At 71.9% G+C, this 11,889-nt stretch carries 11 protein-coding genes; 6 read left to right on the top strand and 5 right to left on the bottom strand.

Annotated elements, in window-relative coordinates; genetic code table 11:
* Nucleotides 1–18: 18 nt before the first annotated feature.
* Nucleotides 19–564 (bottom strand): DoxX family protein, encoded by a 546-nt coding sequence (locus ACIRB1_RS08740; protein ID WP_403465063.1) that lies wholly within the window; start codon nucleotides 562–564, stop codon nucleotides 19–21.
* A gap of 122 nt (nucleotides 565–686) precedes the next feature.
* Between ACIRB1_RS08740 and ACIRB1_RS08745 the strand changes: the two genes are divergently transcribed.
* The gene (locus ACIRB1_RS08745; protein ID WP_352183506.1) at nucleotides 687–1,013 is read left to right on the top strand and encodes a nuclear transport factor 2 family protein; all 327 of its coding nucleotides are present in this window, start codon (nucleotides 687–689) and stop codon (nucleotides 1,011–1,013) included.
* A gap of 194 nt (nucleotides 1,014–1,207) precedes the next feature.
* Here ACIRB1_RS08745 and ACIRB1_RS08750 read toward each other — a convergent pair whose 3' ends face one another.
* Together ACIRB1_RS08750 and ACIRB1_RS08755 are read right to left on the bottom strand one after the other, a co-directional pair.
* Nucleotides 1,208–1,942: an ABC transporter ATP-binding protein gene (locus ACIRB1_RS08750; RefSeq protein WP_403465064.1), complete on the bottom strand. Its 735-nt coding sequence runs from the start codon at nucleotides 1,940–1,942 to the stop codon at nucleotides 1,208–1,210.
* 95 nt (nucleotides 1,943–2,037) lie between these two features.
* Entirely contained in the window at nucleotides 2,038–3,519 is a 1,482-nt protein-coding gene (locus ACIRB1_RS08755; protein ID WP_403465065.1) for an ABC transporter permease, read from the bottom strand.
* A gap of 274 nt (nucleotides 3,520–3,793) precedes the next feature.
* On the opposite strand from ACIRB1_RS08755, the gene ACIRB1_RS08760 reads away from it, so the two are divergent.
* Nucleotides 3,794–4,969 carry a D-alanyl-D-alanine carboxypeptidase family protein gene (locus tag ACIRB1_RS08760; protein WP_403465066.1) on the top strand — a complete coding sequence of 392 codons (1,176 nt, stop codon included), beginning with the start codon at nucleotides 3,794–3,796 and terminating at the stop codon, nucleotides 4,967–4,969.
* Between the two features lie 242 nt (nucleotides 4,970–5,211).
* On the opposite strand, the gene ACIRB1_RS08765 is transcribed toward ACIRB1_RS08760, so the two are convergent.
* Together ACIRB1_RS08765 and ACIRB1_RS08770 are read right to left on the bottom strand one after the other, a co-directional pair.
* On the bottom strand, nucleotides 5,212–5,973 hold the full coding sequence (locus tag ACIRB1_RS08765; RefSeq protein ID WP_352183510.1) for an SDR family oxidoreductase: 762 nt from the start codon (nucleotides 5,971–5,973) through the stop codon (nucleotides 5,212–5,214).
* Nucleotides 5,974–5,990: 17 nt separating this feature from the next.
* Entirely contained in the window at nucleotides 5,991–7,016 is a 1,026-nt protein-coding gene (locus tag ACIRB1_RS08770) for a Gfo/Idh/MocA family protein (protein WP_403465067.1), read from the bottom strand.
* A gap of 87 nt (nucleotides 7,017–7,103) precedes the next feature.
* On the opposite strand from ACIRB1_RS08770, the gene ACIRB1_RS08775 reads away from it, so the two are divergent.
* The 4 genes from ACIRB1_RS08775 (at nucleotide 7,104) to ACIRB1_RS08790 (ending at nucleotide 11,882) form a co-directional block, all read left to right on the top strand.
* Nucleotides 7,104–8,399 (top strand): multidrug effflux MFS transporter, encoded by a 1,296-nt coding sequence (locus tag ACIRB1_RS08775; protein ID WP_403465068.1) that lies wholly within the window; start codon nucleotides 7,104–7,106, stop codon nucleotides 8,397–8,399.
* Nucleotides 8,351–9,526 (top strand): serine hydrolase domain-containing protein, encoded by a 1,176-nt coding sequence (locus tag ACIRB1_RS08780; protein WP_403465069.1) that lies wholly within the window; start codon nucleotides 8,351–8,353, stop codon nucleotides 9,524–9,526. The genes ACIRB1_RS08775 and ACIRB1_RS08780 overlap by 49 nt, the downstream gene beginning before the upstream one ends.
* 444 nt (nucleotides 9,527–9,970) lie before the next feature.
* Entirely contained in the window at nucleotides 9,971–10,966 is a 996-nt protein-coding gene (locus ACIRB1_RS08785) for a small ribosomal subunit Rsm22 family protein (protein ID WP_403465070.1), read from the top strand.
* Between the two features lie 181 nt (nucleotides 10,967–11,147).
* Complete coding sequence (locus ACIRB1_RS08790; protein WP_352183515.1) at nucleotides 11,148–11,882, top strand: bifunctional DNA primase/polymerase; 735 nt, start codon at nucleotides 11,148–11,150, stop codon at nucleotides 11,880–11,882.
* Nucleotides 11,883–11,889 lie beyond the last annotated feature (7 nt).

Genomic DNA, 11,889 nt, shown 5'->3' on the forward strand with positions numbered 1-11,889 from the left:
CCCGCCGACACCTCCGCCCTACTCGTCGAACAGGGTCTCCTGCCCGGACTCGGAGGCCTCCCGCACCCGCCGGTTCCGCAGGCCGATCACCACGGCCGTCGCCGCGCCGGTCACCGCGAACGCGGCCGGGACCATCCAGCCCCGGTTCACCGCGTGGCCGAGCGCGTGGTCCAGGGAGATACGGCCGGGTCCGGTGACCGCGAGGCCGGCCGCGGTCAGGGCGAGGGAGACCGCGTACTCGTAGCCGCCGCCCGCCGCGAAGAAGCCGTTGGGCGCGTGCACGGCGGTGGCGCCCGCCATCGCGCCCGCCGCCGCCGCGCCCGCCGCCGGGGTCGCGAGACCCAGCGCGAGCAGCGTGCCGCCGCCCGCCTCGGAGAGGCCCGCCATGACGGCGCTCTGCTTGCCGGGGGCGTACCCCATCGCCTCCATGGCCGCGCCGGTGCCCTCGATGCCGCCTCCGCCGAACCAGCCGAACAGCTTCTGCGCGCCGTGCGCCGCCAGCACGCCGCCGGTACCCAGCCGGAGCAGCAGCAGGCCCAGATCGCTTCGGTCGTAACAGGTCACGGTGACTCCCTGGACAGACGACGGGGACGGTCCCTCCACCGTCGCACCCCGGGCGCGCGGCGGGCGGGTTCGCGCGGCCGTTCGGGTGGCGGGGGATGGGGAACGGTGTGAGTCTGACCGGCATGACGATTCAGACAGCCAAGCTCAGCGATCCGGCCGTCCGGGCGTTCGTCGGCGCCGTCAACGCCCATGACCGCGACGCCTTCCTGGCGTTGCTCGCGCCGGGCGCGACGATGGCGGACGACGGCTCCGACCGTGACCTCGCCGAGTGGATCGACCGGGAGATCTTCTCCTCGCACGGCCACATGGAGGTCGACCGCGAGTCGAACGGCGGCCGGGCCCTCGTCGCCCGCTACTCGAACGACGCGTGGGGCGAGATGCGCACCCGGTGGACCTTCACGGTCGGCGACGACGGCAGGATCGCCCGCTTCGAGACCGGGCAGGCCTGACCACCGTAGAAATCCGGACAGGCCCGACCGGCCTGGCATCCGCGGCACGCACCCTGCCGCCCGCGCACCGGGCGATGGCGAAGGGGCCGCTCACTCCTGGGCAGTTGGCCGGTGTCGACCACGTGCTCGGTGAATGAACGGCCCCTGCGGCGATCAACAGGCGGGCGCGCGAGCCCGGTTGGGGCGGGGCCGGCTCAGTGACCCTGGTTGCCCTGCTGCGCGTACTGCTGCTGCGAGGTGAACCGACCGTCCCGGCCCTGCTCGGTCAGCGTGATCCGACCGGCCTTGATGGTCGCGAGGCGGGGTGCGCGGCGGGCGATCGACGAGTCGTGGGTGACCATGACGAACGTCAGGCCGTACTCGTGCCAGAGGCCTTCGAGCAGGCCCATGATGTCGTCACGGGTGCCCTCGTCGAGGTTGCCGGTGGGCTCGTCGGCGAGGAGCACCTTCGGCTTCTTGACCAGTGCGCGGGCGATCGCGACGCGCTGCTGCTGGCCGCCGGAGAGCTCGGACGGGGCATGCCGGAGGCGGTCGCCGAGGCCCACCGACGTCAGCGCCTCGGCCGCCCGCTCGCGGCGCTCGGCGGGCTTGACGCCGAGCGGGACCAGGGCCGTCTCGACGTTCTCCTGCGCGGTGAGCGTCGGGATGAGGTTGAAGGACTGGAAGATGATGCCGATCTTCTCGGCGCGCAGCCGGGTCAGCTTGGCCTCGCTGATCGCGGCGAGGTTCACGCCGTCCAGCTCGACACTGCCCTCGGAGGGCCGGTCCAGGCCGCCGATCATCTGGAGCAGCGTCGACTTGCCGCCGCCGGTCGGGCCCTGGATGACGAGCTGGTCGCCGTCCTCGATGGTGAGGTCGACGCCCCGCAGCGCCTCGACCGTCTCCTTGCCCCGCGTGTAGCGCTTGGTGACGCCGGTGAGCTTGTACATGGGATCTCCGTCGGATACGTCGGTGAAGAAGAAGAGGGGCGGGGCGCCGCCTCTCGGGGGGAGTGGAGGCGACGCCCCGGATCGGGGGTCGGTGGCTAGGAGACGCTGCGCAGGGCGTCCGCGGGGCGCATCCGGGAGGCGCGCCAGCCGCCCATCGCGCCGGCGATCAGGCCGCCGGTGACGGCGAGGCCCACCGCGAGGGCGATCGTGGTCAGCGAGACCGGCGCGTTCAGGGCGATCTCCAGGGTGTTGGACGCGGCCTGCCCGCCGGGACCGCCCTGGCCGCCGCCGGGGCCGCCGCCCATGCCGCCACCGCCGCCGGTGGAGCCGAGCTGCGCGGTCAGCTTGGGGCTGATCGCGGTCACCGTGTAGGCCGCGACGAGGCCCAGCGCGATACCGAGCGCGCCGCCGATCAGACCGTTGACCATGGACTCGCCGACGACCTGGCGGGTCACCTTGCGGCTCGGCCAGCCGAGCGCCTTCAGCGTGCCGAACTCACGCACCCGGCGCGACACGGCTGAGGAGGTGAGCAGCGCGGCGACGAGGAACGCGGCGATCAGCACCGCGATCGACAGCCACTTGCCGACGCTGGTCGCCAGGTTCGAGGCGGTGGACAGCGAGCCGGACACGGTGGACGCGAGGTCGGCGGAGGTGGTGACCGTCGTACCCGAGATGTTCTTCTGGATGGTCGACTTGACGGCCGAGATCTGCTGGGAGTCGGTCGCCTTGACGTAGATCGTGGTGACCTTGTTCTTCGAGTCGCCCAGCGTCTGCGCCTGCTTCAGCGGCAGGTACACGTCGATCGTGGACTCGCTGCTGTTCGGCGTCGCGATGCCGATGACGGTGAACTTGGTGCCGGAGATCGAGAAGGTCGAACCGACCTTGTACTTCTTCGACTTGGCGTACGACTTGCTGACGACGGCGACCTTCGCGTTCGTCTGCGCGGTCGTGAACGTCCTGCCGGTGGTGATCTTCGAGGTGGAGAGCGGGCCCAGCGTCTGGTTGGTGACGTCGATGCCCGCCACCGAGTACGAGTTGACGTTGAAGTTGGCGCCGCCGCCCTGGACCTGGGGCTGACCGCTGCCGCTGGTGCCCGTGCCGCCGCCGGGGCCGCCCTGCTGCGCACCGGAGGAGGAACCCGAGGTGGTCGAGGACTTCGCCTTGCCCTGGGTGAAGGAGCCGTCGACCTTGGTGACGTTCAGCGTGAGCGCGCCGACCGCGCTGGAGACGCCCTTCTGCCCGGCGACCTTGGTGACCAGCGAGGACGCGAGGGCCTGACCACCCTGCGTATTCACCCGGTCCGAGCTCTGCGAACTGCTGCTGGAGGAGGTGGCGCCGAACTTGAAGCTGGGACCCTGCGAGCTGCCCGCCTTGGGCGCCGACTGTGCTTTGGTCACGGTCATGTCAGTTCCGAGACCGTAAAGAGACTTGAGGACCTTGTCCTGAGCCTGATTCATGCCGGCCGACACCGAGTTGACGGTGATGACCAGCGCGATACCGAGCGCCAGACCCATCGCGATGACCAGGGCCGCCTTCTTGCGACGGCCCAGCTCGCGCTTGAGATAGATGCCAAACATCCCATTCCCCAAAGGTTCTTGGCGCCCGCTGTGGGCGCGGCCACAAGCTATGGAGAAACCTTTGAGTCGACCTGAGTAAAGGATGTGCCAGACCTGAGAAAAAAGGGCCCGACATCAGAATTGCGTCAGACAGCTCATTCCTAAGCTGTCGAGGGCTTTCTGCCAGGAAACCCCTGTTCAATGGCCTGCTGACATGGGCTGTCGATCACTCTTTCGACGCCCGGGCGGCCACCCCGCCGCGTACGGCCGCGCCCCTGTTTTGTACGGTCCCGGGATGCGCGATTCCTCTCGGCTCACCCGGCGTGCCGCTCTCGGCCTGACCGCCGCCGCTCTTCCCCTGGCGACGGCGGCCCCCGCGTCGGCGGCGTCCGCGATAGGCGGTGAGCGCCTGGCCCGGGACGGCATCCAGGCGGCCGATGCCTCGACCCTGCCCAAGAAGCTCACCGCCCGCTCCTGGCTGATCGCCGACCACAGGACCGGCGAGGTGCTCGCCTCGTACCGCGCGCATCAGCGGCTCGCGCCCGCGTCCACGCTGAAGATGCTGTTCGCCGAGACCGTGCTGGGCAAGTTCGAGCGCACCCGCACCTACCGGGTGACCGACGCCGACCTCGCCGACGTCCCCTCCGGCTCCAGCCTCGTCGGGGTGAAGCCCGGAATCCTGTACACCGTCCACCAGTTGTGGCAGGGCGTCTTCCTGCGCTCCGGCAACGACGCCGTGCACGTGCTGGCCCACATGAACGGCGGGATCGCCGCGACCGTCGCCGAGATGCAGGCCAAGGCGAAGGATTTGCAGGCCCTGGACACGCATGTGGTGAGCCCGGACGGCTTCGACCACCCCGGGCAGCTCTCGTCGGCGTACGACCTCACGCTCTTCGCCCGGCACGGGCTGCACGACGAGGACTTCAGCTCCTACTGCTCGACCCGGGTCGCGAACTTCCCGGCCGGCGGCAAGAAGACCTTCCAGATCCAGAACACCGACCGCCTGCTCAGCGGCGCCTACGGCCTGCGCCCGTACCCGGGCATCATCGGCGTGAAGAACGGCTACACCAGCCACGCGGGCAACACCTTCACCGGCGCCGCCACCCGCGGCGGCCGCACCCTCCTGGTCACCGTGATGCACCCCGCGAACGGCGGCAACGAGGTCTACAAGGAGACCGCCGCGCTGCTCGACTGGGGCTTCGGCAAAGGGAGTTCGGCCCGCGCCGTGGGCATGCTGGTCGATCCGCTGAGCGAGGGCGGGGCCACCGCGAGCCCGACGCCGGGGGGCGCCAAGGGTGCGCCGGGAGCCTCCGGGAGCTCGGCCTCCTCCTCGTCGGACGGTTCCTCGCCCTGGCCGATGCTGGGCGGCGCGGCGGGCGCGGTCGCGCTGCTCGCGGGCGGCGCGTTCGCGCTGCGCCGGCGGCGGGCGGCCGTGGCGGCGGCCAAGTCCCAGGAACTCGACGGGAGTTGATGTGACGCGACAGCCGCTCCACGGTCCGGTGCGTAACCCGCGGTCCCACGCGGGCTCCACCCCCACCCGGGCTGTGGAACGACTGTCGCCTCTCCCCCCTCGGATTGGCTTGCGGAACACGGGGTTCCCGCAGTGCGGAAGCCCTGTGCTCCAAGTGTGAAGCTTTGATGGAGAGAGTTGAGCATAAGTCAGCAACCGGACGCAATGGTGCGGACGGTCAAATTCCGTTTGTGCAACTTGCCCTAGCCGCGCCCGACATACGGCATCGCGGTCGCCAGCACCGTCGCGAACTGCACGTTCGCCTCCAGCGGCAGCTCCGCCATGTGCCGCACGGTGCGCGCCACATCGGCCACATCCATCACCGGTTCCGGGGCCACCACCCCGTTGGCCTGCAACGCCCCGGTCTCCATCCGTGCCGTCATGTCGGTCGCCGCGTTCCCGATGTCGATCTGCCCGACCGCGATCGAGTACGGCCGCCCGTCCAGGGACAGTGACTTGGTGAGTCCGGTCAACGCGTGCTTGGTCGCGGTGTAGGCCACGGAGTGCGGACGAGGCGTATGGGCGGAAATCGACCCGTTGTTGATGATCCGCCCGCCCTGCGGCACCTGCTCCTTCATCCGCCGGTACGCCGCCTGCGCGCACAGGAACGCCCCGTTGAGGTTGGTGTCCACCACATGCCGCCACGCGTCGTACGGCAGCTCCTCCACCGGCACCCCGCCGGGCCCGAACGTCCCCGCGTTGTTGAACAGCAGGTCCACCCGCCCGAACCGCTCCACCGTCGCGTCGAACAACGCGTCCACGTCCTCCGGCCGCGCCACATCCGTCCTTACGACGAGGGAGGCGCCCCCGGGCACCAGCGCGGCCGTCTCCTCCAGGGTCCCGGTGCGGCGGCCGGCCAGCGCCACCGACCAGCCCGCGCGCAGGAGTTCCACGGCCACCGAGCGGCCGATCCCGGAACCGGCGCCGGTCACCACGGCGATCTTCGAAGAGTGCTGTGCGTTCATGGCCCGCAGCCTACGAGTCACCCCTCCTGCGGATACCGCACCCCGATCCGCTCCCGCACCGCGTCCAGCGTCCGCATCACCGCGAGCGTGCCCTCCAGCGGCACCCACGGCGACTCGGTCTCCCCGGCCCGCACCGCCCGCATCACCTCGGACGCCTCGTGCCGCAGCGTGTTCCGGGGCCCGTCCGCCGGGTCGAGGACGAACTCCTCGGGGTCGCGCCCGTCCCGGTGCAGCACGAACCGGTCCGGGTGGAAGAAGCCGTCCGGGATGTCGATCCGGCCCAGCGAACCGGTCACCGACGCCGAGGTCCCCGTACCGCCGACGATCGAGCAGTGCAGCGCGGCCAGCGCGCCGCTGTCCCAGGAGAACAGGGCCGCCGTCTGGAGATCCGCGCCCTCGGGGGAGAGCACGGCCGACGCCTTGATGTCGGCGGGCTCACCGAGGAGCAGGTGCGCGAACGACACCGGGTACACCCCGAGGTCGAGGAGCGCGCCGCCGCCCTGTGCCGGGTCGCGCAGCCGGTGCGAGGGCGGCAGCATCCCATTCCTCGCCTCCGGCAAGAGGTGCCCCGCGAGCCCGAAGTCGGCCTGGACGGTGCGGACTTCACCGACGGCCCCGTCGTCGACGAGGGCCTTGAGCCGCCGTACCAGCGGATGGCAGTACATCCACATGGCCTCCATCAGGAAGCTGCCGCGGTCGGCCGCCAGCGCGACCAGTTCGGTGGCCTCGCGGGAGTTCAGGGTGAAGGCCTTCTCGACGAGGACGTTGCGCCCCGCCTCCAGGCAGAGACCGGCCGCCCTGCGGTGGGCCGCGTGCGGGGTGGCGACGTAGACGACATCGATGTCCGCGTCGTTCGCCAGCGCGTCCCAGTCGCCGTAGGCCCGCTCGATCCCGAAGCGCTCGGCGAAGGCCTTCGCCGGGGCCTGCGCGCGCGAGGCCACCGCGACCACCTCGGCGTCCGGCAGATCGACGAGCTCCGCCGTGAACGCGGCGGCGATCCCACCGGTCGCCAGGACCCCCCAGCGCACCTTCTGCTCCGTCATCGCTGCCCCACCCTCGCTCACCAGACCCTCGGCACCCTGTACGAGCTGAGAGCATAGGTGGCGGATCACCCGGAGAGGGAGGGGCACATGTCCGAGCAGGGGGCGCAGGCACCGAGCGTGCCGCAGTCCGTCGTACCGTCCGCAGCGCCGTCGCCCGGGGCGACCCGGCGCGCCGGACTCCTCGTCGTGCTCGTGCTCGGCGGCCTCACCGCGACCCCGCCGCTCGCGATGGACATGTACCTCCCCTCGCTCCCGGAGGTCACCCGCTCCCTGCACGCGCCCGCCGCGACCGTCCAGCTCACGCTCACCGCCTGCCTCGCGGGCATGGCCCTCGGCCAGCTCGTGGTCGGCCCGATGAGCGACAAGTGGGGCCGCAGGCGCCCGCTCCTGACCGGCCTCGCGATCTACCTCGTGGCGACGGCCCTCTGCGCGATCGCGCCGAACGTCGAGTCCCTGATCGCCTTCAGGCTGGCGCAGGGCCTCGCGGGCGCGGCCGGAATAGTGATCGCGAGGGCGGTCGTCCGCGACCTCTACGACGGCGTGGCGATGGCCCGCTTCTTCTCGACCCTGATGCTGGTCTCAGGGGTGGCCCCGATCGTCGCACCGCTCGTAGGCGGCCAGATCCTCCGCGTCACGGACTGGCGGGGCGTGTTCGTCGTCCTCACGGCCGTGGGCATCCTGCTCACCGCACTGGTCTGGCGCCGCCTCCCCGAGACCCTCGCCCCCGCCGACCGGCACGCGGGCGGCACGGCGGAGGCCCTGCGCTCCATGCGCGCCCTCCTCACGGACCTCCCCTTCACCGGCTACATGCTCACCGGCGGCTTCGCCTTCGCCGCGCTCTTCGCGTACATCTCGGCGTCCCCGTTCGTCATCCAGGAGATCTACGGCGCCTCCCCGCAGACCTTCAGCCTGCTCTTCGGCGTCAACTCGGTCGGGCTGGTCGCGGTGGGCCAGATCAACGGCAAGCTGCTGGTGGGCCGGGTCTCCATGGACAAGGTCCTGGGCGCGGGCCTCGCGGTGGTGGTGCTGGCCTCGACGGCGCTGCTGCTGATGGCGACGGGAGTGTTGGGCGAGGTGGGTCTCGTGCCCGTGGCCACGGCCCTCTTCGTCCTGATGTCCGCGATGGGCGTGACGATGCCCAACGCCCAGACCCTCGCCCTGATGCGCACGCGCCACTCGGCGGGCTCGGCCTCCGCCCTCCTCGGCACCTCGTCCTTCCTGATAGGCGCGGTGGCGTCGCCGCTGGTCGGCATCGCGGGCGAGCACACCGCCGTGCCCATGGCGGTCGTCCAACTGGTGGCCGGACTGGTGGCGGTGGCCTGCTTCGTGGGAATGTGCCGTCCCTGGAACACACGTACGACCGCGGAGGGAGTGGGGAGCTGAGCGCCCCGAGACTGCGCCACGACACCCCGGAACGGGCGGGCCTCGACCCCGAGGAACTCCGCCACCTGGTCCGGGAGGTCCACGACCTCACCACCGGCGACCGCCCCTGGGCGGCGGGCGCCGTCGTGGTCGCCGGCCGCGGCCCGGTGATCGCGGTGGAGGAGGCCGCGGGCTGGGCCGTGCGGTATTCCGCCTACGACCCCGAGACCGACCGGGGCGTCGAACTGCCACCGGCGTCCCGCGTCCCGACGAGGGTGGACACCCCCTTCGACCTGGCCTCGGTGACGAAACTCTTCACGGCGGTCGCGGCGATGCAGCAGATCGAGCGAGGCACGCTGGGCATCGACGCGAAGGTGGGCGCGTACCTGCCCGACTTCAGGGCGGCGGCCCGCCACGGCATCACCGTCCGCCAGCTCCTCACCCACACCTCGGGGCTGCGCCCCGAACTCCCGCTCTACGACTGCGCCGACGACACCGAACGCCTGTCGATGCTCCGAACGGAGGAGCCGGTGAGCGACCAGGGCGAGTACGTCTACTCGGACCTGAACCTCCTCCTGCTCCAGTTCGTCCTGGAACGCATCACCGGCCGCACGCTCGACGTCCTCATCCACGACGGCATCACCCGCCCGCTGGGGATGACGTCGACGGACTTCGGCCCCAGCCCCGGCGCGGCGGCCACGGAGGACGAACGCCGCCCCTGGGCCAAGGCCGACCGCGGCATGCTCCGGGGGGTCGTCCACGACGAGAACGCCTGGGCGCTCGGCGGGGTGGCCGGTCACGCGGGCCTCTTCTCGACGGCCCGGGACCTGGCGATCTTCTGCCGCACATTGCTGGCGGGCGGTTCCTACGGCCCCGCCCGCATCCTGGGCTCCGACTACGTGGAGCTGCTGCTGACCCCGCCGGGCCTTGGCTTCGGGGTCGATCAGCCGTGGTTCATGGGGGAGTTGGCAGGACGGGGGGCGGTGGGGCACACCGGCTTCACAGGAACTTCGGTGGTGCTCGATCCGTCCACGGACACGTTCCTGGTGCTGCTGGCGAACACGGTGCACCCACGGAGACGCCCGCCGGACAGCGGGCCACGGGCGGCGGCGGGGACGCGGGTGGCTCGGGCGGTGCGGGGGTTTTGAGGTCGGGGGTCCGTTGACCTGTGTGGGTGGGGTGTGGGGGTGGTTTGGCTTGCTGGGGCGCGGGCGGGCCGGGGTTTGTGGGCCGGGCGTTTCCGTTGCTCCGCGCGGGCGGGGTCTGGGGGGTGGTTTGGCTTGCTGGGGCGCGGGCGGGCCGGGGTTTGTGGGCTGAGCGTTTCCGTCCCCCGCGCGGGCGGGCCGGAGTTTGTGGCTGAGCGTTTCCGTGCCCCGCACGGGCGGGGTCCGGCGGGTGGTTTGGCTTGCTGGGGCGCGGGCGGGCCGGGGTCTGTGAGCCGAGCGCTTCCGTGCCCCGCACGGGCGGCCGGGGTTTGTGCGCTGACCTCTTCCGTTGCCCCGCACGGGCGGTGGGTGGGCATAGGGCCCGGGGGGCTGGGGGCGGAGCCCCCAGGGCCTGGGTGGGGACCCCGGGGCCCTTAGAATCGGCGGGTGAACGACCCCGTGGCTCCCGCCGAAACCCTGCGTACCGCTCTGGCCCGCCTCCTCGACGGGCTCCCGCCCCGGCAGGCTTCCGGTGCCGTGGAGCGGCTGATCGCCAATTACCGGGGGGCTACTCCCACCGACGCCCCGATCCTGCGGGACCGTGCGGATGTCGCGGCCTACGCGGCGTATCGGATGCCGGCGACCTTCGAAGCCGTACGGTCCGCGCTGGACGCGTTCGCGGACGCCGTACCCGGGTGGACCCCGGAGGGCCACGTGGACGTCGGCGGCGGGACCGGTTCCGCGACCTGGGCCGTCGCCGCGACCTGGGCCGGCGAGCGCCCGGTGACGGTCCTCGACTGGGCCGAACCCGCCCTCGCCCTTGGCAAGGAGATCGCCGCCGCCAACCCGAGCCTGCGCAAGGCCAGTTGGCGACGCGAACGGATCGGCCCCGCGCTCACCCTCACCCCCACCGACCTCGTCACCGTCTCCTACGTCCTCAACGAACTCACCGCCCCCGACAGAGCCGCCCTCGTGGACAAAGCCGCCTCCGCGGCCCAGGCCGTCGTGATCGTGGAGGCCGGCACCCCCGCCGGTTACGCCCGCGTGATCGAGGCCCGGGACAGACTCGTCGCCGCCGGTTTCCGCGTCGCCGCCCCCTGCCCCCACAGCGCCGCCTGCCCGATCACCCCCGGCGAGGACTGGTGCCACTTCTCGGCACGGGTCAGCCGGTCCTCCCTGCACCGCCAGGTCAAGGGGGGCTCCCTGCCGTACGAGGACGAGAAGTTCAGCTACGTCGCCGCCGCCCGCTTCCCGGTGGAACCCGCCCCCGCCCGCGTCGTACGCCGCCCCCAGATCCGCAAGGGCCAGGTCCTCCTCGACCTCTGCGAGACCGACGAACAGCTGCGCCGCACGACGGTCACCAAACGCCACGGCGACCTGTACAAGGCGGCCCGCGACACGGACTGGGGCGCCCCCTGGCCGCCGTACGGCTCACCGTCGTAGACCTCGCCCTCGCAGACCTCCAGGTCCCGGTGTGGCTCGTCCCACCCACCCCGGATGCGGGGTCCCGCCTCTCGGGGCGCAGGATGGTGGGACCATAGGGGAAGTTCTCCGCACAACGGCAGGGCTCCGCACCACGGCAGGGCAAGAACAGCACGGCGACAACAGCAGGGCGAGGAGATAGATGAGTGCGACGTTCGGTGGCCGGACCGGTCGGCAGGGCAAACTCTCCTCGTGGCTGCGCGGACGCCGCCCGCAGGAGGCCCCCGACGGCAGCGGGCGCGAGGCGCTGCTGCTGGCCGCCGCCGAGGCGGGGCTGCCGCTGGCGCCCGCCGCGCACCCGGCCCCGGGCTACCGATGTTCGTGCGACCGTGTGGGCTGCCCCACACCGGCCCGGCACCCCGTGTCGTTCGCCTGGCAGACGCAGTCCACAACCGACCGCGCCCAGATCGAGCGCTGGGCCCGCCACCAGCCGCAGGCCAACTTCATCACCGCGACCGGCATGGTCAACGACGTCCTGGACGTCCCTCTGGAGGCCGGACACGAGGCACTGGAGCGGCTGCTGGCCGCCGGTGTCGAGGTCGGCCCGGTCGCCGCGAGCGACGACGGACGGCTGCTCTTCTTCACCCTCACCCGCGGCACCCCCGAGGACGAGGACGAGTGGTGGCCGTGCGAACTGGACTGCCACCCCGAGACGATGGACGAACACCCCGGCCTGCGCTGGCACTGCCGCGGCTCCTACGTCCTGGTCCCCCCGGCCCAACTCCCCGGTGAGAACCAGTCCGTGCACTGGGTACGCGGCCCCGAGCACCCCCTGCCGGACCCGCTGACCCTCCTCGAAACCCTCACGGACGCCTGCGCCCGGCACGCGGGCGCCGAGCCGGACCACGCGAACTCGGCCTGGCCGCTGGGCCGTTGACCTCCTG

This window comes from Streptomyces sp. NPDC096013 (assembly GCF_044763565.1).
In the GTDB taxonomy this organism is placed as follows: domain Bacteria; phylum Actinomycetota; class Actinomycetes; order Streptomycetales; family Streptomycetaceae; genus Streptomyces.

Coding starts and splice junctions, on each gene's coding strand:
- ACIRB1_RS08775 (WP_403465068.1), top strand. CDS start 7,104: ATGTCCGAGCAGGGGGCGCAGGCACCGAGCGTGCCGCAGTCCGTCGTA.
- ACIRB1_RS08745 (WP_352183506.1), top strand. CDS start 687: ATGACGATTCAGACAGCCAAGCTCAGCGATCCGGCCGTCCGGGCGTTC.
- ACIRB1_RS08750 (WP_403465064.1), bottom strand. CDS start 1,942: ATGTACAAGCTCACCGGCGTCACCAAGCGCTACACGCGGGGCAAGGAG.
- ACIRB1_RS08790 (WP_352183515.1), top strand. CDS start 11,148: ATGAGTGCGACGTTCGGTGGCCGGACCGGTCGGCAGGGCAAACTCTCC.
- ACIRB1_RS08770 (WP_403465067.1), bottom strand. CDS start 7,016: ATGACGGAGCAGAAGGTGCGCTGGGGGGTCCTGGCGACCGGTGGGATC.
- ACIRB1_RS08755 (WP_403465065.1), bottom strand. CDS start 3,519: ATGTTTGGCATCTATCTCAAGCGCGAGCTGGGCCGTCGCAAGAAGGCG.
- ACIRB1_RS08765 (WP_352183510.1), bottom strand. CDS start 5,973: ATGAACGCACAGCACTCTTCGAAGATCGCCGTGGTGACCGGCGCCGGT.
- ACIRB1_RS08760 (WP_403465066.1), top strand. CDS start 3,794: ATGCGCGATTCCTCTCGGCTCACCCGGCGTGCCGCTCTCGGCCTGACC.